The 23,129-nt window shown below is 60.0% G+C and carries 19 protein-coding genes, 1 pseudogene and 1 riboswitch; of the genes and pseudogenes, 14 read left to right on the top strand and 6 right to left on the bottom strand.

What is annotated here, in order from left to right; translation table 11 throughout:
• The first annotated feature begins 112 nt into the window (after positions 1 to 112).
• On the top strand, positions 113 to 1,537 hold the full coding sequence (gene hldE, locus AO277_RS10515; RefSeq protein ID WP_044317996.1) for a bifunctional D-glycero-beta-D-manno-heptose-7-phosphate kinase/D-glycero-beta-D-manno-heptose 1-phosphate adenylyltransferase HldE: 1,425 nt from the start codon (positions 113 to 115) through the stop codon (positions 1,535 to 1,537).
• A gap of 47 nt (positions 1,538 to 1,584) precedes the next feature.
• Here the strand turns inward: hldE and AO277_RS10510 are convergent, their stop codons facing one another.
• Genes AO277_RS10510 through AO277_RS10495 form a run of 4 tightly spaced genes read right to left on the bottom strand, consistent with a single transcriptional unit; the run spans position 1,585 to position 4,946 of the window.
• Positions 1,585 to 2,541, bottom strand: a complete 957-nt coding sequence (locus AO277_RS10510; RefSeq protein ID WP_002551786.1) for a hypothetical protein — start codon at positions 2,539 to 2,541, stop codon at positions 1,585 to 1,587.
• A gap of 36 nt (positions 2,542 to 2,577) precedes the next feature.
• A complete protein-coding gene (locus AO277_RS10505; protein WP_044317995.1) occupies positions 2,578 to 3,393 on the bottom strand; it encodes an aldo/keto reductase in 816 nt (271 codons plus the stop codon).
• Positions 3,390 to 4,565, bottom strand: coding sequence for an NAD(P)/FAD-dependent oxidoreductase (locus AO277_RS10500; RefSeq protein ID WP_044317994.1), 1,176 nt, complete (start codon positions 4,563 to 4,565; stop codon positions 3,390 to 3,392). The genes AO277_RS10505 and AO277_RS10500 overlap by 4 nt, the downstream gene beginning before the upstream one ends.
• 48 nt (positions 4,566 to 4,613) lie before the next feature.
• A complete protein-coding gene (locus AO277_RS10495) occupies positions 4,614 to 4,946 on the bottom strand; it encodes an SMR family transporter (protein WP_002551789.1) in 333 nt (110 codons plus the stop codon).
• Between the two features lie 69 nt (positions 4,947 to 5,015).
• On the opposite strand from AO277_RS10495, the gene waaA reads away from it, so the two are divergent.
• Positions 5,016 to 6,296, top strand: a complete 1,281-nt coding sequence (gene waaA / locus AO277_RS10490; protein ID WP_044317993.1) for a lipid IV(A) 3-deoxy-D-manno-octulosonic acid transferase — start codon at positions 5,016 to 5,018, stop codon at positions 6,294 to 6,296.
• A gap of 191 nt (positions 6,297 to 6,487) precedes the next feature.
• Here the strand turns inward: waaA and AO277_RS10485 are convergent, their stop codons facing one another.
• Complete coding sequence (locus tag AO277_RS10485) at positions 6,488 to 7,927, bottom strand: TolC family outer membrane protein (protein WP_044317992.1); 1,440 nt, start codon at positions 7,925 to 7,927, stop codon at positions 6,488 to 6,490.
• A 161-nt stretch (positions 7,928 to 8,088) separates the two neighbouring features.
• Positions 8,089 to 8,193, top strand: a riboswitch (TPP riboswitch).
• Between the two features lie 156 nt (positions 8,194 to 8,349).
• Between AO277_RS10485 and thiC the strand changes: the two genes are divergently transcribed.
• Both thiC and cytX read left to right on the top strand, forming a co-directional pair.
• Positions 8,350 to 10,239, top strand: a complete 1,890-nt coding sequence (gene thiC / locus AO277_RS10480; RefSeq protein ID WP_044317991.1) for a phosphomethylpyrimidine synthase ThiC — start codon at positions 8,350 to 8,352, stop codon at positions 10,237 to 10,239.
• Between the two features lie 295 nt (positions 10,240 to 10,534).
• Entirely contained in the window at positions 10,535 to 11,824 is a 1,290-nt protein-coding gene (gene cytX, locus AO277_RS10470; RefSeq protein WP_044317990.1) for a putative hydroxymethylpyrimidine transporter CytX, read from the top strand.
• On the opposite strand, the gene AO277_RS10465 is transcribed toward cytX, so the two are convergent.
• The gene (locus AO277_RS10465) at positions 11,793 to 12,539 is read right to left on the bottom strand and encodes an RsiV family protein (RefSeq protein ID WP_005731102.1); all 747 of its coding nucleotides are present in this window, start codon (positions 12,537 to 12,539) and stop codon (positions 11,793 to 11,795) included. The two genes, cytX and AO277_RS10465, sit on opposite strands and share 32 nt — an antisense overlap.
• 207 nt (positions 12,540 to 12,746) lie before the next feature.
• On the opposite strand from AO277_RS10465, the gene AO277_RS10460 reads away from it, so the two are divergent.
• The 10 genes and pseudogenes from AO277_RS10460 to AO277_RS10415 all read left to right on the top strand — a co-directional run bounded on the left by AO277_RS10460 (position 12,747) and on the right by AO277_RS10415 (position 22,613).
• The gene (locus tag AO277_RS10460; RefSeq protein ID WP_044317989.1) at positions 12,747 to 13,364 is read left to right on the top strand and encodes an NUDIX domain-containing protein; all 618 of its coding nucleotides are present in this window, start codon (positions 12,747 to 12,749) and stop codon (positions 13,362 to 13,364) included.
• On the top strand, positions 13,355 to 13,807 hold the full coding sequence (locus tag AO277_RS10455) for a DUF1249 domain-containing protein (RefSeq protein ID WP_002551796.1): 453 nt from the start codon (positions 13,355 to 13,357) through the stop codon (positions 13,805 to 13,807). The genes AO277_RS10460 and AO277_RS10455 overlap by 10 nt, the downstream gene beginning before the upstream one ends.
• Before the next feature lie 197 nt (positions 13,808 to 14,004).
• Positions 14,005 to 14,383, top strand: a pseudogene (locus AO277_RS10450) (hypothetical protein).
• A gap of 87 nt (positions 14,384 to 14,470) precedes the next feature.
• Positions 14,471 to 15,277 carry a 3',5'-cyclic-AMP phosphodiesterase gene (cpdA, locus tag AO277_RS10445; protein ID WP_080899181.1) on the top strand — a complete coding sequence of 269 codons (807 nt, stop codon included), beginning with the start codon at positions 14,471 to 14,473 and terminating at the stop codon, positions 15,275 to 15,277.
• Between the two features lie 88 nt (positions 15,278 to 15,365).
• On the top strand, positions 15,366 to 15,983 hold the full coding sequence (locus AO277_RS10440; protein WP_044317987.1) for a YqiA/YcfP family alpha/beta fold hydrolase: 618 nt from the start codon (positions 15,366 to 15,368) through the stop codon (positions 15,981 to 15,983).
• A 76-nt stretch (positions 15,984 to 16,059) separates the two neighbouring features.
• A complete protein-coding gene (gene parE, locus AO277_RS10435; protein WP_002551799.1) occupies positions 16,060 to 17,964 on the top strand; it encodes a DNA topoisomerase IV subunit B in 1,905 nt (634 codons plus the stop codon).
• On the top strand, positions 17,961 to 18,938 hold the full coding sequence (locus AO277_RS10430) for an esterase-like activity of phytase family protein (RefSeq protein WP_005731106.1): 978 nt from the start codon (positions 17,961 to 17,963) through the stop codon (positions 18,936 to 18,938). The genes parE and AO277_RS10430 overlap by 4 nt, the downstream gene beginning before the upstream one ends.
• The gene (locus AO277_RS10425) at positions 18,935 to 19,468 is read left to right on the top strand and encodes a retropepsin-like aspartic protease family protein (protein WP_011167552.1); all 534 of its coding nucleotides are present in this window, start codon (positions 18,935 to 18,937) and stop codon (positions 19,466 to 19,468) included. Before AO277_RS10430 ends, AO277_RS10425 begins: the two co-directional genes overlap by 4 nt.
• Before the next feature lie 10 nt (positions 19,469 to 19,478).
• On the top strand, positions 19,479 to 21,734 hold the full coding sequence (gene parC / locus AO277_RS10420) for a DNA topoisomerase IV subunit A (protein ID WP_044317986.1): 2,256 nt from the start codon (positions 19,479 to 19,481) through the stop codon (positions 21,732 to 21,734).
• Positions 21,735 to 21,917: 183 nt separating this feature from the next.
• A complete protein-coding gene (locus tag AO277_RS10415) occupies positions 21,918 to 22,613 on the top strand; it encodes a PqiC family protein (protein WP_044317985.1) in 696 nt (231 codons plus the stop codon).
• The last annotated feature ends 516 nt before the right edge of the window (positions 22,614 to 23,129 follow it).

Here is a 23,129-nt window from a genome sequence, read left to right as displayed (position 1 = left end):
GCGGGCCCCTGCGGCCTGCCTGCCTTCGGGCGGTGTGATTCAACAGCCTGTCGGTTATAAACCCCTGTGCTAAGATTCCGCCCCTGTCTATTTTTAAAGTACGGGTAGTTCCATGAAGTTATCCATGCCGCGCTTTGATCAGGCCCCTGTCCTGGTGGTTGGCGATGTGATGCTCGACAGATACTGGCATGGCGGCACCTCGCGTATTTCCCCTGAAGCGCCGGTGCCTGTGGTCAAGGTCGATCAAATCGAAGACCGTCCAGGCGGCGCTGCCAACGTGGCCTTGAACATCGCTGCACTGGGCGCACCGGCTTCGCTGGTCGGTGTGACGGGTAACGACGAGGCCGCAGAAAGTCTGGCCAACAGCCTGAAAGCAGCGGGTGTGCTGGCGCGTTTTCAGCGCATTGCCAATCAGCCCACTATCGTCAAGCTGCGCGTTATCAGTCGCCATCAGCAGCTACTGCGTATCGACTTCGAAGAGGCGTTCAATACTGACCCGCTGGCACTGAGTGCAGAGGTCTACAGCCTGCTGGATGGCATCAAGGTGCTGGTCCTGTCAGATTACGGCAAGGGCGCGCTGAGAAACCATCAGGCACTGATTCAGGCTGCCCGTAAACGCGGAATCCCGGTGTTGGCTGATCCCAAGGGCAAGGATTTCACGATTTATCGCGGTGCCAGCCTGATTACGCCGAACCTCAGCGAATTCGAAGCGATCGTAGGGCATTGTGTAGACGAGGCACAGCTGGTCACCAAAGGCGCGCAGCTGATGCAGGAGCTTGACCTGGGCGCTCTGCTGGTGACCCGTGGTGAACATGGCATGACCCTGCTGCGTCCTGATCAGCAGGCGCTGCATCTGCCAGCCCGCGCTCGCGAAGTGTTCGATGTGACCGGCGCCGGTGACACGGTAATTTCCACTCTCGCAGCAGCGATTGCTGCGGGCGAGGAACTGCCGCATGCGGTGGCGCTGGCCAATCTGGCAGCAGGCATTGTGGTCGGCAAGCTGGGTACAGCAGCCATCAGCGCCCCGGAACTGCGCCGCGCCATTCAGCGTGAAGAAGGTTCCGAGCGCGGCGTGCTGGGGCTGGAGCAACTATTGCTGGCGGTCGATGATGCGCGCGCGCACAAAGAGAAAATCGTCTTCACCAATGGCTGCTTCGACATCCTCCACGCGGGTCATGTGACCTACCTGGAGCAGGCGCGCGCGCAGGGTGATCGTCTGATCGTTGCCGTCAACGATGATGCGTCTGTCAGCCGCCTGAAAGGGCCGGGCCGTCCGATCAACAGTGTCGACCGGCGTATGGCCGTGCTGGCAGGGTTGGGTGCAGTGGACTGGGTGATCAGCTTCCCTGAAGGCACCCCTGAAAATCTGCTGAGTCACGTCAAACCGGACGTACTGGTAAAGGGTGGTGATTACGGCGTTGATCAGGTGGTCGGTGCCGATATCGTCCAGGCGTACGGTGGCGATGTGCGTGTGTTGGGGCTGGTGGAAAACAGCTCGACTACAGCAATTGTCGAGAAGATCCGCGGGCAGGGATAGTTTTTAGCTGCAAGCCGTAAGCCAAGGCAAATCAAAAGGCTTGAGGCTCATAGCTTGCCGCTCATGGCGTGCAGCAGCTCACGGGCTTTTCCGGTCAGGCGTTTCAGTCCTGACTTCTTCGCCGGTGGGGCCATGCCCTGCTGGCGTAGCCAGTCTTTCCAGCGAATTCGTTCCTCACGCACGATCCAGCCATCCTGCGCGGCGAAACTTTCGGCCAGGTACAGCCCTCGGGTGCCAGCCGGGATCAGTTTGTCGCGCTTGAGCGTGTACAGCTCGGGCAGCGGCACTCCATTTTCCAGCGGCATCAGGTACAGGTCGGGTTTGCTGCGGTTGAGGCGGGCGACCAGTTGATCGTTTTCAAGCACTTCATCAACATGGAAAAGGCTGACCGGGCGCGCTTCCTTGGGGATTTCCAGGCGCATGTCGTAAATCAGCTGCAAGGATGCGGTGGGTAAATGCACATAAGCCCGTGGGCGTTCCAGCAGTGTCAGGCTGCCGCTTCGCACCGGCCGCGCTGCGCCGGAGAGCGGGCTCAGACGAAAGGGCATGGCCTCGCGATAATGCAGCGCAGCGGCATATGGCGCAGGCAGCCAGGTCTCTTTGAACAGTCCACTCAGCCAGCCCTGAGGCGTTTCGATCATGCACTCTTCGGCCACTTCCTGAATGGCGGTATGCAGTGGCAGGGTCAGTTCGTGGGCCGGCACATAACCCGAGATCAGCTTGAGTACGACGTCGCCACGGTCCTGGCGACGCTGGCGAACCAGCACCCAGTAATCGCGATTCTGCCAGCTGACGGTAAGGCGAACGGACACCCCCAGATTGGCAAGCTCGGTGGAGAAACGTTCGGTGTCTGGCACGTCGATCTTGCGCCGCCGCTGCAAGGTCTGCGCGAAGTTCATCGGCATGCCGATGCTCTGGTAGCTCAGGCCTTCCGGCGTGGCCTCGACGAACAGCGGCAGGGTCTTGAAGTTGCTGGGGTTCTTGCGGATCAGTGTTCGCGGCATAACGGCTCCTTCTTGCGTTGGGGTCGGCCGCCTCAATCAGGCCTGACGGCAAATCACGGCAGCGGCAGTTGCAACGTTGTGCGCCAGGTGCAACGGATTGATGGTGCCGACAATAGCACTGGCTACCGCCGGATGTTTAAACAGTAGCTGAAAACTGGCCTGCACCGGGTCTGTGCCCGGCGTCAGACAGACATGACCGCTGGCCAGCGCTTTCTTCACCAGGATGCCTTTGCCGTGGGCGGCAGCGTAATCCAGCACCGGTTTCTCGCCTTGCTCGTTGAGGTTGTAGGTGACCATCGCACAATCCCCCTCGCGCAATGCCAACAGGCCGCCTTCGACCGTCTTGCCGGAAAAGCCGAAGCCGCGAATCTTGCCTTCGCGCTTGAGGTCGGAGAGGGTCTGATACACCTCGGCCTCGTTGAGGATCGCCAGGTCGTTGCCGTCCGAATGCACCAGCACCAGATCGAGAAAATCGGTTTCAAGTCGTTTCAGGCTGCGCTCGACCGATTTGCGGGTGTGCTCAGCGCTGAAGTCATGGCTCGACTGACCGTTGTCGAATTCTTCGCCGACCTTGCTGACAATCACCCAGTCCTGGCGCTGACCGCGCAGCAGCGGTCCCAGGCGCTCTTCGCTGGTGCCATAGGCGGGTGCAGTGTCGATCAGGTTGATGCCCATGTCGCGAGCCATGCGCAGCAGCATCTGCGCCTGCTGGTCATCGGGAATCTTGAAGCCGCTGGGGTATTTGACGCCTTGGTCGCGGCCCAGTTTGACGGTGCCCAAGCCAAGGGGCGATACGCTCAGGCCGCTATTGCCGAGCGGGCGATGCAGGTCGTGCAGGGTTTTCAGGCTCATGGCAGCAGCTCATCCCAGACAGGTATGGCCATCGGTGGCCTTGGTACATCAACCAGTGGTGACTGCGGTGTCGGATGGATGCCATCTCTCGAAAGCTGCGACAGAACCCGGTCAGCGAAGTCCGGAGCCAGTGCCAGTTTGGTCGGCCAGCCAACCATCAGGCGACGCTGGCTGTCGAGAAAGGCGTTGTCTGGCCGCACCAGCCCCGACTGGGCAGGCTCGGCGCGGTCCACGCGCAGGGTCGCCCATTGTGCCTGACTCAGGTCGACCCACGGCAGCAGGGCTTCAAGCTCCTTGCGAGCGACGGCGATCTGCGCGTCAGGCTCGCGCGCCACGCCCTCGGCCTCAGCCAGATCGCCACCCAGGTACCACACGCACTGGCCGTCAGCCGCAGGGTGGGTGGTAACCGTGATGCGCGGCTTGGGACCGCCACCCAGGCAGTGGGCGAACAGCGGTTTCAGGGTCGGCCCCTTGACCAGCACCATGTGCAACGGGCGGCGCTGCATCTGCGGTTGCGATACGCCAAGTGCATTGAGCAGGTCGGCGTTGCCACCGCCAGCACTGAGTACGATGCGCTGGGCATGAATATCGCGCCCATCGACGCGCAGCCCGACCAGCTCATCGCCCTCGTACAGCGGCTCAACATTCTGACCGGCCAGCAGGCTGTCACCGGCCAGCTCGGCGAGTCGCTCGATCAGGCTCGGCACATCGACCACCAGTTCCGCGAGACGATAGACCTTGCCCTTGAATTTGGGGTTTTGCAGTGCGGGCGGTAATTGCTCGCCCTTGACCTGATCCACACGGCCGCGCACCGCCTTGCTGGCGAAGAAGCTGGTGAGATTGCCGGCGATGGTGCCTGGCGACCACAAGTAGTGGGCCTCGGACAGCAGGCGTACACCGGACAGGTCCAGCTCGCCTTTGCCATCGAGAGCTTCACGCCAGCGGCGCGGCATATCGGCGATGGCCTCGGAGGCACCGGAAAGCGCGCCGTGCAGCGCGTACTTGGCACCGCCGTGGATGATCCCCTGAGACTTGAGGCTTTGCCCGCCACCCAGGCTGGCGCTTTCTACCAGCACTGTCGAGAACCCTTGACGACGCAACCGGGCGTTGAGCCATAGACCGGCTACGCCAGCCCCGACAATCAGCACGTCAGTGGAAATAACCGATGGCATGAGCACCTCAGTGAGCAAAAAGTACGAGCATTATAAAGGATCGGCTTTTCAATGCCCGGCGGTTTTCGAGAACAGCTGAATGACGGCTACGCCAGCCACAATCATGCCCATGCCCAACAACGCGGGCAGGTCGAGTTTCTGGCCGTAGATGAAGAACGCCGCAATGCTCACCATGACAATGCCCATGCCCGACCAGATGGCGTAGGTGATGCCGACCGGGATCGTGCGCATCACCAGAATCAGCATCCAGAATGCAATCGCATAACCAGTGATCAGCAGCAACAGCGGCAGGGGAGTGCTGAACCCTTTCACGGCTTTCATGGAAGTAGTGGCGATGACTTCTGCGCAGACGGCGATAGCCAGCAGATAATAAGCGTTCATGGTGCATTCCTTTTCGTCAGGCTGCGCATTCTAGCGACTTGTGATGGCGGGCTGATAAACTCCGCGCCCATGAATAGAACCCTTTATACCCTACTGTTTCATCTCGGCCTGCCACTGGTTGCCCTGCGCTTGTGGTTACGTGCGCGCAAGGCTCCGGCGTATCGCCAGCGCATCGGCGAGCGGTTCGCCAGCGGCCTGCCTGCCATGCAGCGCGGTGGTATCTGGGTGCATGCGGTGTCAGTGGGCGAAAGCATCGCGGCCGCGCCGATGATTCGCGCGCTGCTGCTGCAATACCCCCAACTGCCGATCACTGTGACTTGCATGACGCCCACAGGTTCGGAACGAATCAAGGCGCTGTTCGCCAGCGAACCGCGCATTCAGCATTGCTACCTGCCGTATGACTTGCCTTGGGCGGCAGGGCGTTTTCTCGATCATGTGCAGCCCCGGCTGGGCATCATCATGGAAACTGAGCTGTGGCCCAACCACATCCACCAATGCGCCCTGCGCGGGATCCCCGTGGTGCTCGCCAATGCGCGGCTTTCGGAGCGCTCGGCGAGGGGCTACGCACGTTTTGCCAAGCTTGCCCGGCCGATGCTGGCGCAAATGGCCTGGTTTGCGGTGCAGACAGAAGTCGAGGCGCAGCGCTTTCGTGATCTGGGCGCGCGTCCCGAGTGCGTTGCAGTGACCGGTTCGATCAAGTTCGACCTGAGTATCGACCCGCAATTGCTGGAACGTGCCGCGCACTTGCGTGAGCAATGGCAGGCGACGCAGCGTCCGGTATGGATCGCCGCCAGCACCCATGCAGGCGAGGATGAAAGCGTTCTTTCAGCTCATCGCACGTTATTGACGAGCCATCCTGATGCGCTGCTGATCCTGGTGCCGCGTCATCCCGAGCGTTTCGACAGCGTGCATGCACTGTGTCAGCAGCAGGGTTTTGCGACGGTTCGGCGCTCATCCGCACAGGCTGTCACGCCGGACGTCTCGGTGCTGATGGGCGATACCATGGGCGAATTGCTGTTTCTCTATGCGCTGGCAGATATCGCTTTTGTGGGCGGCAGCCTGGTGCCTAACGGCGGCCACAACCTGCTGGAGCCTGCTGCGCTGGCCAAACCGGTGCTCAGCGGCCCGCACCTGTTCAACTTCCTCGAGATTGCCGCCATGCTGCGCACTGCCGGTGCGTTGCAAGAGGTCAGCGATGCGACCACGCTGGCCGCCGCCGTGCAGGGACTTTTCGACCAGCCACAGCAGGCTCGCAGCATGGCCGATGCAGGGCTGGCTGTGATGAAGGCCAATCAGGGCGCGCTGCAACGCCTGCTCGACGGGATCGGGCGGTTGATGGGCAGGCGCTGAGTCGGAGGACGCGGAGCGTCCAGAACTGCATGCCGACGCAGAGCGTCGGCACGATAGTTGAGCTCGTCCAGACGCCTATCGTTCCTCACGCTCCAGAGTGGGAATGCCTTGGGTGACGCTCCGCGTCACAAATCTGCGTCGCGCTGCATGACTTGAAGTCGGGCGCAGAGCATCCAGATCGGTCAGCAATCTCAGCGCTTTGCAGGTCGCTCAAAGTTCTTCTGCGCGGCAGTCGCCAGGTCCGGCGGCAGGAAGTCTTTGTCCGGGTTGTAGTCAGCCTTCAGGTAGCGTGACAGATCCTGCAGGTCGCCCGGGCTCAGTGTGCCGGCTGCCTGCTTGAGGCGCAGGTTGTCGAGGATGTAGTCATAGCGCGTGTTGTTGTAGTCACGCACCGAGGCATACAACTGGCGCTGCGCATCCAGCACGTCGACGATGTTGCGGGTGCCCACCTGATAACCGATTTCGGTGGCTTCCAGCGCGCTCTGGTTGGAGATGATCGACTGTTTGCGGGCCTGGACCTGCTCGACATCGGTATTCACCGCCCGGTGCAGGTTACGCGTGTTTTCCACCACCTGACGACGCAGGCTTTCACGGCGTTGCTCGCTCTGGCTCAGGCGCGCATAGGCTTCGCGTACCTGTGAACTGGTCAGGCCACCGCTGTAGATCGGGATATTCAACTGCACACCAATACTGCGCTGCTCGACGTCGCCGCCATAATTGCGCCCGGTGTAGTTAGGGTTGCTGAAACCCAGTGCGTCGTTGTCGCCACGCTGATAAGTCGCCACGGCATCGAGTGTCGGGGCATGCCCGGCCTTGCGCTGACGCAGGGTCTCCTCGGCAGCGTTGACGGCGTAGTTACTGGCCAGCAGGTTGAGGTTCTGTTGTGCTGCGGTGTCGACCCAGGCCTTGGCATCGTTCGGCGTTGGCGCCAGCACAGGCAAGGTATGCACGATGCCTTCGATGGAGTTGTATTCCCGATTGGTCAGCGTCACCAGGGCTTGAAACGCATCATCCACCTGGCGCTTGGCGAGAATCCTGCTGGCACGCGAGGTGTCGTAGCTGGCCTGCGCCTGCAACACGTCGGTCTTGTCCGACAGGCCGACATCGAAACGCTCGTTGGCCTGATCGAGCTGGCGTTTGAACGCTGCCTCCTCGGCCTTGGTCGAGGCCAGATTGTCCTGGGCGCGCAGCACGCTGAAATAGCTTTGTGCCGCTTGCAGGATCAGGTTCTGCTCGGTAGCCGACAGCTCTAGTGCCGCCTGCTCGTTGCTCGCCTCGGCGGCCTGCAACTGGAACCAGCGGTCGGCACGGAAGATCGGCTGGCTCAGGGTGGCTTGATAGACGTTACCGCTACGGGTGGCCACGGCTCTGGGCTGGTCGATACTGGTGCGGGTATTGTTGCTTTGTGCGCTGCCGGAAATGTTCGGCAGCAAACCGGCGCGGGCCTGCGGTACGGCTTCCTTGCGGGCATCGTAATCGGCGCGGGATGCCGCAAGGTCGGCATTGTTGTCCACCGCCTGCTGATAGACATTCAGCAGACCTGTCTGGGTCGGCAGTGGCATATCGGCTGCCCACGTCAGGCCGCTGGACGCAAACGAAACGGCCACAACCAACGAAAGTTTGCGCAGCATGAGGCATTCCCTGTTCATGAAGAAAGTAATCACGGTTTAAGAGAAACCGGGTTAGCGAGTGTAGAGCCAGACTCTTTTAGCAACAATCGGCGATTTGCGCCATTTATCGAGCCCTGTGCAAATAGGCTGGCATTGCGACCGCGCCCCGGCATAGACTGATCGCGTTCTTGTCGGGGTGCCTTGCTATGAGGCTGAGATCGGTTAAACCGGATCCCGTTGAACCTGATCAGGTTAGCGCCTGCGTAGGGAACAAGATTTCTCGTCTCCCGGCGAGTCCTCTTGAGTATCGTCCGGGGTCGATTGTTCAAAAAATGAACAGCGTACGTCTCCTTTCGATACTCAGCACCAGCACTGGTGCACCCGTCCGTCACGTCAGGTCACTCCGACAATAAATACGCAACCGGATGTCTGGAGAGCCCGTGATGAGTACAACACTAAAAAACGCAGCCCATTTGAGCGAGTCGGCACAAGTCGATTCCGGATCGGTACAGCCGTTTACCCGTTCGCAGAAAATCTACGTTCAGGGCTCACGCCCGGACATCCGCGTGCCGATGCGCGAAATCACTCTGGACGTCACACCGACTGACTTCGGCGGTGAAATCAACGCGCCGGTTACGGTCTATGACACCTCCGGCCCGTACACCGACCCCAACGTGATCATCGACGTGCGTAAAGGCCTGGCGGATGTTCGCTCGCCGTGGATCGATTCGCGCAATGACACCGAGCGTCTGCCCGGCCTGAGTTCCAACTTCGGCCAGCAACGCCTGAGCGACGCCGAACTGACTGCGCTGCGCTTTGCTCATGTGCGCAACCCGCGCCGGGCCAAGGCGGGGGCCAACGTCAGCCAGATGCACTATGCGCGTCAGGGCATCATTACCGCCGAGATGGAATACGTTGCCATCCGCGAAAACATGAAGCTTCAGGAAGCCCGTGCCGCTGGCCTGCTGACCCAGCAGCATGCGGGGCACAGCTTCGGCGCGAGCATCCCGAAGGAAATCACTGCCGAGTTCGTGCGCGAAGAGATCGCCCGTGGTCGCGCGATCATCCCGGCCAACATCAACCACGTCGAACTGGAACCGATGATTATCGGCCGTAACTTTCTGGTGAAGATCAACGGCAACATCGGTAACAGCGCGCTGGGATCTTCCATCGAAGAAGAAGTCGCCAAGCTGACCTGGGGCATTCGCTGGGGTTCTGACACGGTCATGGACCTGTCTACCGGCAAGCATATTCATGAAACCCGTGAATGGATCATCCGCAACTCGCCGGTGCCGATCGGCACTGTGCCGATCTATCAGGCTCTGGAAAAAGTCGGCGGTGCGGCCGAGGACCTGACCTGGGAGCTGTTCCGCGACACACTGATCGAGCAGGCCGAGCAGGGCGTTGATTACTTCACCATCCACGCCGGTGTGTTGCTGCGTTATGTACCGCTGACCGCCAAACGTGTGACCGGGATTGTCAGCCGTGGTGGTTCAATCATCGCCAAGTGGTGCCTGGCGCATCATCAGGAAAACTTCCTGTACACCCATTTCGAAGACATTTGCGAAATCATGAAGGCTTATGACGTCAGCTTCTCGCTGGGCGATGGTTTGCGTCCTGGCTCGATTGCCGACGCCAACGATGCGGCGCAGTTCGGTGAGCTGGAAACCTTGGGTGAACTGACCAAGATCGCCTGGAAGCACGACGTGCAGACCATGATCGAAGGCCCCGGTCATGTGCCGATGCAGTTGATCAAGGAAAACATGGACAAGCAGCTGGAATGCTGCGACGAAGCGCCGTTTTACACTCTGGGCCCGCTGACCACCGATATTGCGCCGGGGTATGACCACATCACGTCGGGCATCGGTGCCGCGATGATTGGCTGGTTCGGTTGCGCCATGCTGTGCTACGTCACGCCCAAAGAGCACCTGGGGCTGCCGAATAAGGATGACGTGAAGACCGGGATCATCACCTACAAGATCGCTGCCCACGCAGCGGACCTTGCCAAAGGCCATCCAGGGGCGCAGATCCGTGATAACGCCTTGAGCAAGGCGCGTTTCGAGTTCCGCTGGGAAGACCAGTTCAACCTTGGCCTGGACCCGGACACCGCACGCTTTTACCACGACGAAACCCTGCCCAAGGACTCGGCCAAGGTCGCGCATTTCTGTTCCATGTGCGGGCCGAAATTCTGCTCGATGAAAATCACTCAGGAAGTACGCGAGTACGCCGCCAACCAGCGGATCGAAGCAGTCGACGTCGATGTCGCCAAAGGCCTGGCCGAGCAGGCCGAGCGCTTCAAGCAGGAAGGCAGCCAGTTGTACAAGAAGGTGTAGAAAGCGGTACGTGCACGACAGAACACCGCTAGCGGTTATCGCTACGCTCCAGCATTGGGCTTTACGACTCGGAGCGTCGCACGATAGTTGCGATTATCGTTCCGCACGCTCCCGCGTGGGAATGCAGGTCTCGACGCTCTGCGTCGTCAAGAGGACGCGGAGCGTCCAGAACGGCATGCGACGCAGAGCGCCGCACGATAATTGCGATGATCCCACGCTCTGCATGGTAGCGCTGTTCTGGAAGCTCCGCGTCCGATCCCGAATCACCGATCAACACCCCACACGAGACACAAACGTGAACACACCTGGCACCTATTCTCCCGACACCCCCATCCCTGCCAGCCAGCGGGTGTTCGGTGGGCGGGATCTGTTCTCCCTGTGGTTTTCCCTCGGCATCGGTTTGATGGTGCTGCAAACCGGGGCCTTGCTGGCACCGGGGCTGGGCATGTCCGGCTCGCTGCTGGCGATTTTCCTCGGCACGCTGGTGGGCGTTTTACTGCTCGCCAGTGTCGGCGTGATCGGCAGTGACACCGGTTTGTCTTCCATGGCAGCCCTCAAACTCAGCCTGGGCAGCAAAGGCGCGTCGCTGCCTGCAGTGTTGAACCTGCTGCAACTGATCGGTTGGGGTTCGTTCGAGATCATCGTCATGCGCGACGCCGCCAGTCTGTTGGGCGATCGGGCTTTTTCGCAGGGCAGTCTGTGGACCAGCCCGCTGCTCTGGACGCTGTTTTTTGGAGCGCTGGCCACTCTGCTGGCGGTCAGCGGACCATTGACCTTCGTGCGCCGATTCTTGCGCAAGTGGGGGATCTGGATACTGCTGGCCGCGTGTTCATGGCTGACCTGGAACCTGCTGACCAAGGCTGATCTGGCAGCGCTGTGGGCGACATCCGGGGACGGTTCACTGCCGTTTGCTTCGGGGTTCGACATCGCCATCGCTATGCCGCTGTCCTGGCTGCCGCTCATTGCCGACTACTCGCGCTTCGGCCAACGCGCGAAAAGCGTCTTTGGCGGCACGGCCGCAGGCTTTTTCATCGGTAACTTCTGGCTGATGGGGCTGGGCGTTGCCTATACGTTGGCGTTCGCCCCTGGCGGCGAGGTCAATGCCTTGCTGCTGGCACTGGCCGGCGCAGGTCTGGGTATCCCGCTGCTGCTGATTCTGCTGGATGAGACGGAAAATGCGTTCGCCGATATTCACTCGGCAGCGGTATCGAGTGCTTTGCTGTCACGTATCAAGGTCGAGCATTTGGCATTGATCATCGGCGTGATCTGCACGCTGATCGCCTGTCTGGCACCGCTGGCCCAATACCAGAACTTCCTGCTGCTGATCGGCTCGGTGTTTGCGCCGTTGTTCGGCGTGGTGCTGGTCGACCATTTCATCCTGCGTCGTCGCAGTGGTCAGGTAGCGGAGGGCGGTTTGCGCTGGATGAGTCTGCTGGCATGGCTGGGCGGGCTCAGCACCTATCATCTGCTGGCCGGTTTTTACCCGGATGTCGGTGCAACACTGCCAGCGCTCATCGTCGCTGGCGTGCTGCAGCTGTTGATCGGCGGTCCGATCAACCGCGACCGGGGAACAGTTCCGGCTTGAGGATGCCATTGAGCTGAGGGTAAGGAACCTTCAGCTCGATGTGACCCATCGAATACGGCGCGATGGTATCCACCGAGTACTTGAGGATCACCGCGCCGTACGTCAGCGCGATGTGTGGCGTGCGCTTGAACGGCCAGGTCTTCATGAACTCGCTGTCTTCATTCATCTTGGTCGAGACCAGCCAACCCTGGTGGGCCAGTTGGGCCTTCTGCCAGAACTCGCTTTCCTTGCCCGGAATGATCATGTCGGCCAGGGTCAGGACTTTCTGCTGCTGACGCGAATAGTTGATGAACGCCCGGCCGGGGTTGCCGTGGGCACCACCGGTATCCAGATAACTGGAAAGTTCGACAACCACGATACCGTCATGCTGCTCACGTACCTTGGCTTGCAGATAACTGCTGTTACGGCCCTGGGCCTGGCTCAGGAACTGCTCCTGATAGGCTTTGATGGACGCAGGCGGCGAGGCGCTGCTGTCGGCAACGGTCAGTTGCAGCAAGGTCTTCTGGACGATGGCGTCCAATCGCGGCTCATCGGGAAAATGCACGGTATCGATGTTCACCAGCGGGCAGTCCGCCGTGGTGCAGCCTGGCTTGATCAGCTCGGAGGCATCGCGCTGGACTTGCAGCGGTGTGCGCATGTTGGGCGTGAAGAGGCTTTGGCAGGCGCCGAGCAACAGGGCCAGGCAAGCCAGTGAAGTGATCCTCAATAACGACATGTTGATCCTTGGCAGTGTCAGTAAAGGCGGTTGCGTTGTGCGTATGCAGGCTGGTTGGACTGTAAACAACGTCTTCGGTTCGATCATGGCAGATTAGAATTGTTTTAAGTCCCGGCCGTCTACCCTGCATCTTCAAGGGGGCTGCATCTTAACGTCGATGCGCGTTAGGATGGCCCGATGTCAAAAACGGCGGCAAGCGAGAAACCCATGACCCAGACCACACGATCTGCACCAAGCGCTTTTGAAACCATACAGCGTGAAAACTGCTTCAAGGGCTTCTATAGGCTGGACAAGCTGCATGTGCGCCACGAACTGTTCGACGGTGGCATGAGCAAGGAAATCAGCCGCGAGCTTTTCGTTCGCCACGATGCGGTTTGCGTACTGCCTTACGATGCCAAGCGTGACGAAGTGGTGCTCATCGAGCAGTTTCGTGTGGGTGCCATGGAAAAGACCAGCAACCCGTGGCTGATCGAACTGGTCGCCGGGCTGATCGACAAGGATGAGCAGCCGGAAGAAGTTGCTCATCGCGAGGCAGAGGAGGAAGCTGGACTGGTGTTCCGCTCGCTTTGGCCCATCACCAAATACTTTCCTTCTCCAGGTGGCAGTAATGAGTTTGTTCACTTGTACCTGGGGCAGTGCAGCAGTGAGGGGGCAGGCGGAATTCACGGGCTTGAGTCCGAAGGCGAAGACATCCGGGTCACGGTCTGGTCATTCGATGACGCAATGCAGGCGATGAAAGACGGAACAATCAAAAACGCGTCGACGATCATCGCCTTGCAATGGCTGGCGCTGAATAGTGCGGAGATAAGGGGTTTATGGTCGTGAATCTATTGCGCGAGCGCTACCGTGTCGACCTTGCCGGACTGCAGGCTGCGTGTGAGGCCAACTACGCGCGCCTGATGCGCCTGCTGCCCGACATGCGCAACGAACAGCGCTCACGCCGCGTCGCCGTCACCCAGGGCGACCAGATGCTGGGCGTACTGGCCGTCGAAGTATTGCTCGACTGCCCGTACACCACCACCCTGCAAGTCCGCCAGGAGCACAGCCTGCCATGGCTGCCGGTGCCGGTGCTCGAGGTTCAGGTATACCACGACGCACGCATGGCCGAAGTCATCGGCGCCGAGCATGCGCGGCGCTTTCGCGGGATTTATCCCTATCCCAACGCCGACATGCATCAACCGGACGAAAAAGCCCAGCTCAATTTGTTTCTGGGCGAGTGGCTGAGTCATTGCCTGGCGTGTGGGCATGAGTTTGAGGCAGTGCGTTAACGCCTCTTCAATTGTTATCGCACTACTGCTCCTTGGCTTCGCCCTGTATTTATCCCACACCGGATTGACCGATAAGTGACGGCAGCTGACAGCGGGCAGGCTCCAGTCTTGTAGGTGGTTTCTGAAAATCCCCCGGCACCTTGGATTTGAAACCACATGCCTTACATTCGACCTGAATTTATTTGCAGGTATAACGAATGAGTGACTTGGGCACCCCACGATGTCTGTTAGCGTGCTTCTCGGGAATCACCCTCAGCCTTTTCAGCTATCTCGGGTTGATAACCCTGACAGGCAGCGCTCTGCGTTGGGAACACTTCCTATATACGGCCATTACCGGAGTGGTCATCGGTATTCTGTCTTTGAGGCTCATGCCGTGGATCGTTCATCTGGCTGGACTGGCTGGCAGGAATGATTCTTGGCGTTGTCCTGGAGCTTTTGTTGGCGGGATATCTCTGGCCTGGAATGCCTTATGAGCGGGTGCTGAGCTATCTCTTGGGTGCGGGACTGGCGGGCATGGTGTCTGCCGGACTTATTGCTTTAATTGTGCTCAAGCACCGAGCAAATCAGCAAATGTGACCAAATGCTCGTCTGCGCTCACATTCCCGGTTTACCCGCCCGCTGCCACGTCACATAATCGCGCTGAATCCTCTCTGGGAGACGGTCTTGCCAAGCGCAGCCCCTTCATCGTCAGTTTTGCTGGTGCAGATATCCGACAGCCACCTGTTCGCCGAGACGGACGGGGCGTTGTTGGGTATGAGTACCCGCGACAGTCTGGAAAAAGTCGTTGATCTGGTCCTCGCCGAGCAGCCGCAGGTTGATCTTGTGGTTGCAAGCGGGGATATCTCCCAGGATGGCAGTGTCGAGTCTTACGAAGCGTTTCGCCGGATAAGTACGCAGATCGCCGCGCCCGCGCGCTGGTTTGCCGGTAATCATGATGAATTGCCGCAGATGGAGCATGTCGCACAGGCTGAAGGGCTGCTTGAGCCGATCATCAACATCGGCCGGTGGCGGGTGACACTGCTGGATTCGGCAGTGCCCGGTTCGGTGCCAGGTTTTCTGGCCGCTGGGCAATTGCTGTTGCTGGAGCAGTCCCTGAGCGAAGCGCCTGACCGGCATCATCTGGTTTGCCTGCATCACCACCCGGTGGCCATCGGCTGTGAATGGATGGCACCCATCGGTCTGCGCAATGCTGACGCGTTGTTTGCGGTGCTGGATCGATTCCCGCAGGTTCGGGCCGTATTGTGGGGGCATGTACATCAGGAGTTCGACCAGATGCGTAACGGCGTGCGCCTGCTGGCGTCGCCCTCGACCTGCATTCAGTTCGCGCCGGGCAGTGCCGATTTCAAGGTGGACACCACGGCACCGGGCTATCGCTGGCTGCGACTGCATGACGACGGACGGCTGGAAACCGCTGTTTCCCGAGTGGTCGGCATGGAGTTCGAAGTCGATTACGGCGGCACCGGCTACTGAATGAGCGGGCGGACACGTTTCCAGTGAGGTGTTGTAGCGTAAGTCCCTGTAAACTACACGGCTTTGCCTTGCACTCGGGAGCGACAGCGTGACGAGCGACACACCTTCACTGCTATACATCCATGGCTTGAACAGCTCGGCCCTGTCGAGAAAGGCCTGTCAGTCGGCCGCGCTGATGAAGTCATTGGGTCTGGCTGATCGTCTGCAAGTCCCTGAACTGCATCACCATCCGCGTCAGGCTATGGGGCAGCTTGAAACCGCTATAAAGGAGCTGGGACGGCCATTACTGGTCGGCAGCTCGCTCGGCGGCTACTATGCGACTCATTTGGCGCAGCAGCATGGCCTCAAGGCGGTGCTGATCAACCCGGCAGTCAACCCGCATCAGCTGTTTGACGGGTTTCTCGGCGTGCAGCAGAACCTGTACACCGGCGAGCAGTGGCAGTTGACCGAAGACCATATTCAGGCACTGGCCGAGCTGGAGGTTCCTGCTCCCCAGGACCCGCAGCAGTTTCAGGTGTGGTTGCAGACCGGTGACGAGACCCTTGATTATCGTCGCGCCGAGAAGTTTTACCGGGCCTGTGCCTTGCGCATTCAGGCGGGCGGCGACCACAGTTTTCAGGGTTTTGCCGAGCAAATGCCAGCGTTGTTGAGCTTTGCCGGGTTTGCCCCCGATCTGTTGCAGAAGATCGACCTGTCGGCGCTATAGGCGATCGATGCCCGGCCTACTGAATGCAAGAACATTGAACCCCCGAAATTCCATGAAAGATTGATAACGAGAACCCATGGCCAATCCCAGCGCTAGCTCTTATAACGCAGACGCCATCGAAGTCCTCTCGGGCCTCGATCCGGTTCGCAAACGTCCGGGCATGTACACCGACACCTCGCGGCCCAACCACCTGGCTCAGGAAGTCATCGACAACAGTGTCGACGAAGCTCTGGCTGGTCACGCGCGCTCGGTACAGGTCATCCTTCATGCCGACAACTCGCTTGAGGTGTCCGACGACGGCCGCGGCATGCCGGTGGACATTCACCCGGAAGAAGGTGTGTCCGGCGTCGAGCTGATCCTCACCAAGCTGCATGCGGGTGGCAAGTTCTCCAACAAGAACTACCAGTTCTCCGGCGGCCTGCACGGCGTAGGGATTTCCGTGGTCAACGCGCTTTCCACTCAGGTTCGGGTGCGGGTCAAGCGCGATGGCAACGAATATGAAATGACCTTCGCCGACGGCTACAAGGCCACAGAGCTGGCGGTTATCGGCACTGTCGGCAAGCGCAACACCGGGACCAGCGTCTATTTCGCGCCCGATCCGAAGTATTTCGATACCCCGAAGTTCTCCGTCAGTCGTCTCAAGCACGTACTCAAGGCCAAGGCGGTTCTGTGCCCGGGCCTGCTGGTCAGCTTTGAAGACAAGTCCACTAACGAAAAAGTCGAGTGGCATTACGAAGACGGCTTGCGCTCGTATCTACAGGATTCGGTCAGCGACTTCCTGCGACTGCCGGACGAACCGTTCTGCGGCAGCTTCGCCGGTAACAAGGAAGCGGTCGACTGGGCGTTGCTCTGGCTGCCCGAAGGTGGCGACAGCGTTCAGGAAAGCTACGTCAACCTGATCCCTACCGCGCAGGGTGGCACCCATGTGAACGGCTTGCGCCAGGGCTTGCTGGATGCGATGCGCGAGTTCTGCGAGTTCCGCAACCTGTTGCCGCGTGGCGTCAAGCTGGCACCGGAAGATGTCTGGGAGCGAATTGCCTTCGTCCTGTCGATGAAAATGCAGGAGCCGCAGTTCTCCGGGCAGACCAAGGAACGTCTGTCGTCCCGTGAGGCGGCGGCGTTCGTTTCCGGCGTGGTCAAGGACGCGTTCAGTCTGTGGCTCAATACCCACTCGGAGCTGGGCCTGCAACTGGCTGACCTGGCGATCAACAACGCCGGTCGGCGCCTCAAGGCCAGCAAGAAGGTTGAACGCAAGCGCATTACCCAAGGCCCCGCGTTGCCGGGCAAGCTGGCTGACTGTGCCGGACAGGATCCGGCGCGCTCCGAGCTGTTTCTGGTCGAAGGTGATTCCGCCGGTGGTTCGGCCAAGCAGGCGCGGGACAAGGAATTCCAGGCCATCCTGCCCCTGCGCGGCAAGATTCTGAATACCTGGGAAGTGGACGGCGGCGAAGTGCTCGCCAGCCAGGAAGTGCACAACATCGCGGTTGCCATCGGGGTTGATCCGGGCGCGGCGGACATCAGCCAGTTGCGTTACGGCAAAATCTGTATTCTCGCCGACGCCGACTCGGATGGTTTGCACATCGCCACCTTGCTGTGTGCGTTGTTCGTCCAGCACTTCCGCCCGCTGGTCGACGCCGGGCATGTGTATGTGGCCATGCCGCCGCTGTACCGGATCGACCTTGGCAAGGAAATCTACTACGCGCTGGACGAAAGCGAGCGCGACGGAATTCTTGACCGTCTGGTGGCTGAAAAGAAACGGGGCAAACCACAGGTCACCCGATTCAAGGGCCTGGGTGAAATGAACCCGCCGCAATTGCGCGAAACCACCATGGACCCGAACACACGGCGTCTGGTGCAGCTCACGCTGGATGATTTCGCTGCTACGTCGGAAATGATGGACATGTTGCTGGCGAAGAAACGTGCAGGTGATCGCAAGTCCTGGCTTGAATCGAAGGGCAACCTCGCCGAGGTCCTGACTTGATACGAGCCTGGCTCGCCGCCCTGACCCTGGTTGCCGCGCCGGTTTTCGCCGCGCCGCTTGAGGTCCTGAAACTGCAATCCGAGCACCCGGTAGACGACATGGTCGGCGGCAATCTGTCGGGTCTGGCCATGTGCAATGGCCAGCTGTGGACCGTTTCCGACCGTGACGACAATGTGCTGTACAGCCTTGATGTGTCGCAAAATACCTGGAAGGCAGAAGCACACCGCATTGACGCACCTGCGCCGCACAGCTATCTGCCGCTCAAGCTGCGTTCGCTGGCAGGCCTTTCCGCGTTGGTGCGTGGTGGTGATCTGGATTTCGAAGGCGTGAGTTGTGATGCAGCCGGTAACCGTTATCTGGTCAGCGAGGCCTATGGCACGGTGCTCAAGGTTCCGGTCAGTGGTGCACCGTTCTGGCTGGACTTGCCGCAGGCACTGATAGAACAGGCGCGCGGCCAGGGCATGTTGCAACACTTCAATGCGATTTTCGAAGGGATTGCCGTGAACGCCTCTGGCGACCGCATCTGGCTGGCCGCCGAGCGCGAGAAGCGCGGGCTGCTGGTTGTGCAGCGCGACAAGGAACAATGGAGCTGCGGGCAAAGCTGCGTGCTGCTGTCCGAAGATGGTAAAGACCTGCTGCCCGCAGAACAGGGGCACAAGACCGTGTCTACGGACTTTTCCGATCTGTCGCTCTACAACGGCAAGCTGTTCACGCTCGAACGTGCGGCCTATCGCATCTGTCGGCGTGGGCTTGAGACCGGGCAGATCGAACGTTGCTGGTCGTTCGCCAAGGAAGCGATGGTGCCTTCGCGTCGCTATGATCAGCCCTACGGCCTGACCGAGGCGCTGGTCGTGGACGAGAAGGGCGCGTGGATCGGCATCGACAATAACTTCGGTGCGCGCGCCGATGGTGAAAAACGCCCGATTGTCTGGCGGTTCGCTGCGCCTGAAGCGGGCTGGAGCGCCGGTCAGTGAGCCAGCCCGCGAATCAACCGCAACCCGGCAAGCGCGCTGGCAAGATATTAATGATCGTGGCCTGGGCTGCTGGCCTGTTTCTGGCGACGCGCTTTTTCGGCAGTTGGGAAGACAAGCAGCAGAACCCTAATACGGTGGTTGCTTCGCAACACGGTGACGGATACATCGAAGTGCAACTGGCGGGTAATCGTCAGGGGCACTTTGTCAGTACCGGCCAGATAAACGGCCGGACGGTAGAGTTCATGATCGACACCGGGGCGACCGACGTGGCTGTACCCGGTGATATGGCTGACAGCCTGGGCCTGAAACGCGGCTTTGCGGTCACAGTCAGCACGGCCAATGGCAACAGCCAGGGTTTTCGGACCACGCTAGACCGCTTGCAACTGGGCGATATTGTCCTGACCAATGTGCGTGCTCTGGTGGCACCCGGTCTGGACGGTGAGCAGGTGCTGCTTGGCATGAGCGCCATGAAACAACTTGAATTCACACAGCGTGGCGGCAACTTGCTGCTGCGCCAGTCAACGAAATAATGAGGCCCGCATGAGCGACTCCCTTGACCTCAGCCTGGATGGTGTAGAACGCCGATCACTGGCTGACTTCACCGAACAGGCCTACCTCAACTACTCCATGTACGTGATCATGGACCGTGCCTTGCCGCATATCGGGGACGGCCTGAAGCCTGTTCAGCGGCGCATCATCTACGCGATGAGCGAACTGGGCCTTGGGGCTGACGCCAAGCACAAGAAATCGGCGCGTACCGTCGGCGACGTACTCGGCAAATTCCACCCGCACGGCGACTCGGCCTGCTACGAAGCGATGGTGCTGATGGCCCAGCCGTTCAGCTACCGCTACACGCTGGTGGACGGGCAGGGTAACTGGGGTGCGCCGGATGATCCCAAGTCCTTCGCGGCCATGCGTTACACCGAAGCGCGCCTATCGCGCTATTCCGAAGTCCTGCTCAGCGAACTGGGCCAGGGCACGGCTGACTGGGTGCCGAACTTTGACGGCACACTGGACGAACCGGCCGTGCTGCCGGCGCGTTTGCCGAACATCCTGCTCAATGGCACCACCGGCATTGCCGTCGGTATGGCCACCGACGTGCCGCCACATAACCTGCGCGAAGTCGCCAGCGCCTGCGTTCATCTGCTGGACGACCCCAAGGCCACGGTTCCGGAACTGTGCGAGCACATTCTGGGGCCGGACTATCCGACCGAAGCGGAAATCATCACGCCGCGTGCCGACCTGCTGAAAATCTACGAGACCGGGCGCGGTTCGGTGCGCATGCGGGCCGTGTACCGCATTGAAGATGGCGACATTGTCGTGACTTCACTGCCGCATCAGGTATCCGGTGCCAAGGTGCTGGAGCAGATCGCCGCGCAGATGCAGGCCAAGAAGCTGCCGATGGTTGCCGACCTGCGTGACGAGTCTGACCACGAAAACCCTTGTCGTATCGTGATCATTCCGCGCTCCAACCGGGTTGAGCTGGACGAGCTGATGCAGCATTTGTTCGCGACCACCGAACTGGAGTCCAGCTATCGGGTGAACATCAACATCATCGGTCTGGATGGCAAGCCGCAGCTCAAGAATCTCAAGACACTGCTCGGCGAATGGCTGACGTTCCGCATCGGTACTGTGCGTCGTCGTCTGCAGTTTCGTCTGGACAAGGTCGAGCATCGTCTGCACCTGTTGGACGGTCTGCTCACGGCTTACCTGAACCTGGATGAAGTGATCCACATCATCCGCACCGCCGAACATCCCAAGGCGGAACTGATTGCACGCTTTGGCCTGTCGGAAATCCAGGCGGACTACATCCTCGATACCCGTCTGCGTCAGTTGGCGCGTCTGGAAGAGATGAAGCTGCGCAGCGAGCAGGATGCCCTGCGCAAAGAGCAGGCCAAGCTTCTGGCGCTGCTGGGCAGTGAGTCCAAACTGCGCAAGCTGGTCCGTGCCGAACTGATCGCCGACGCTGAAACCTATGGTGACGACCGTCGTTCGCCGATTGTTGCCCGTGCCGAAGCCAAGGCGCTGTCTGAAAACGAATTGATGCCCACCGAGCCGGTAACTGTCGTGCTTTCGGAAAAAGGCTGGGTGCGTTGCGCCAAAGGCCACGATATTGATGCCACCGGGCTTTCCTACAAAGCAGGGGATGGTTTCAAGACGTCGTCCATCGGCCGCTCAAATCAGTTCGCCGTGTTCATCGACTCGACCGGGCGCAGCTATTCGGTGGCAGCACACACCCTGCCATCTGCACGAGGCCAGGGCGAGCCGTTGACCGGTAAACTGCAACCGCCACCGGGTGCGACGTTCGAGTGCGTATTGATGCCCGAAGATGACGCGCTGTATGTGATCGCTTCGGATGCCGGTTATGGGTTTATCGTCAAAGGCGAAGACCTGCAGGCCAAGAACAAGGCGGGCAAGGCGTTGCTGAGCTTGCCGAACTGGGCAAAAGTCATCTTGCCTCGGCCGGTGCCCGACCGTGAACAGAACTGGCTGGCAGCGGTGACCACCGAAGGCCGCCTGCTGGTGTTCAAGATCAGCGATTTGCCGCAGTTGGGCAAAGGCAAAGGCAACAAGATCATCGGTATTCCGGGTGAGCGGGTAGCCAGCCGAGAAGAATATGTGACCGATCTGGCGGTGATTGCGCAGGGCGCGACGCTGGTACTCCAGGCGGGCAAGCGAACGCTGTCGCTTAAACCTGAAGACCTTGAACATTACAAGGGGGAGCGGGGCCGACGTGGCAATAAATTGCCAAGAGGCTTCCAGCGCGTAGACGCGTTATTGGTGGAAAATAGCTAAAAACATTGATCTTGCACCAGCGTTCTTCGTTTTGCCATGAAGTACGATGCATAATCGCTGGAGTCATGATGCATATTCACGGATGATATGGGGTCTTGGGGTGCATGCGTGGCTCAGTGCCTGCATGGGTCTTGAAAGTACTTATACTGTGGCCTGCCTCGGGGCGGCCACCTGGATGGGATGATGAATTTTCTACGCCTTCCCCTGATCTTGCTGATGACTGGCGTTTTGGGTCTGGCTGGTTGCAGTGTGCGCCAGCCGACCGCGCTTTATCAGCTCGATAGCGGTGAGCCTGGTCAGCCGAAACAGAGTAGTGGTCTGGCAGTATTGCTGGGTCCTGTTTCGGTGGCCGACTATCTGCAACGCGAAACCCTGCTGCAACGCCAGCCTGACGGCACTTTGACCGCATCGCCAGACGGGCGCTGGGCGGGCAATCTGTCTTCGGATATCGACCAGTTGCTCTTGCGTCAGCTGGCCTGGAAGTTGGACAGCCAGCGTGTCGTCATGGCGCCTGCGGTTGCCAACTTCACACCGGACGTTCAGGTCGTACTGTCGATCACCCGTCTGGACTCCGGTGCCAAACAGCCTGCCGTTCTGGATGCGCAATGGCGTCTTCTGGACCGTAAAGGTCATGTTCGTGACAGCCGACTGGTGCACCTTGAACAGGTCCATGCCGGCAGCTCCGCCGACCAGGTCAAGGCCCAGGGCATGCTGTTGCAACGCCTGGCCGATCAGGTCAGTACTGCGATCAAGCCGATTTCCTGGCAGCCGATCGAAGAACCGAAAAAGCCCCCGGTCGCCAAGGCCAAAGAGCCTGACAAACCAAGAATTCCAATGGCCTCGCCCATACGTACCGATCTTGATGTGTTCCGCTTCTAGGGTTGGCCCAACAAAAAAGCCCGCAGCGATGCGGGCTTTTTGTTGGACGCGAATCTTCGCTTCTCACACCTCGACGTTCCTGACGCACAACGCAGTCAGGAGGACGCAGAGCGTCCAGAACGGCATGCCCACGCGGAGCATGGGCACGATGGTGATCTTGCGGACGCCTATCGTTCCAAATGCTCCAGTGAGGTCAGGATCGGACGCGGAGCGTCCAGAACGGCATGCCCACGCCGAGCATGGGCACGATGGTGATCTTGCGGACACCTATCGTTCCGCACGCTCCAGCGTGGGAATGCCTTGAGTGACGCTCTGCGTCACAGATCTGTGCCGCGCTGCACCGTCAGGATCGGACCCGGAGCGTTCAGAACGGCATGCCCACGCAGAGCATGGGCACGATAGTCTTTCGGGTCATTTCGTTCCCATGCTCTGGTATGCCCCCCGAAGGTTGGACAATTATCCACTTACGCTGCCTTGGCGGCCTGCATCCTGAATTCCACAGGACTCAGGCCGTTA

The sequence above is a fragment of the Pseudomonas amygdali genome (assembly GCF_002699855.1).
GTDB lineage: Bacteria > Pseudomonadota > Gammaproteobacteria > Pseudomonadales > Pseudomonadaceae > Aquipseudomonas > Aquipseudomonas amygdali.
Note: the sequence above shows the minus strand (reverse complement) of the source record. Positions and strands in the feature narration are given on the sequence as shown.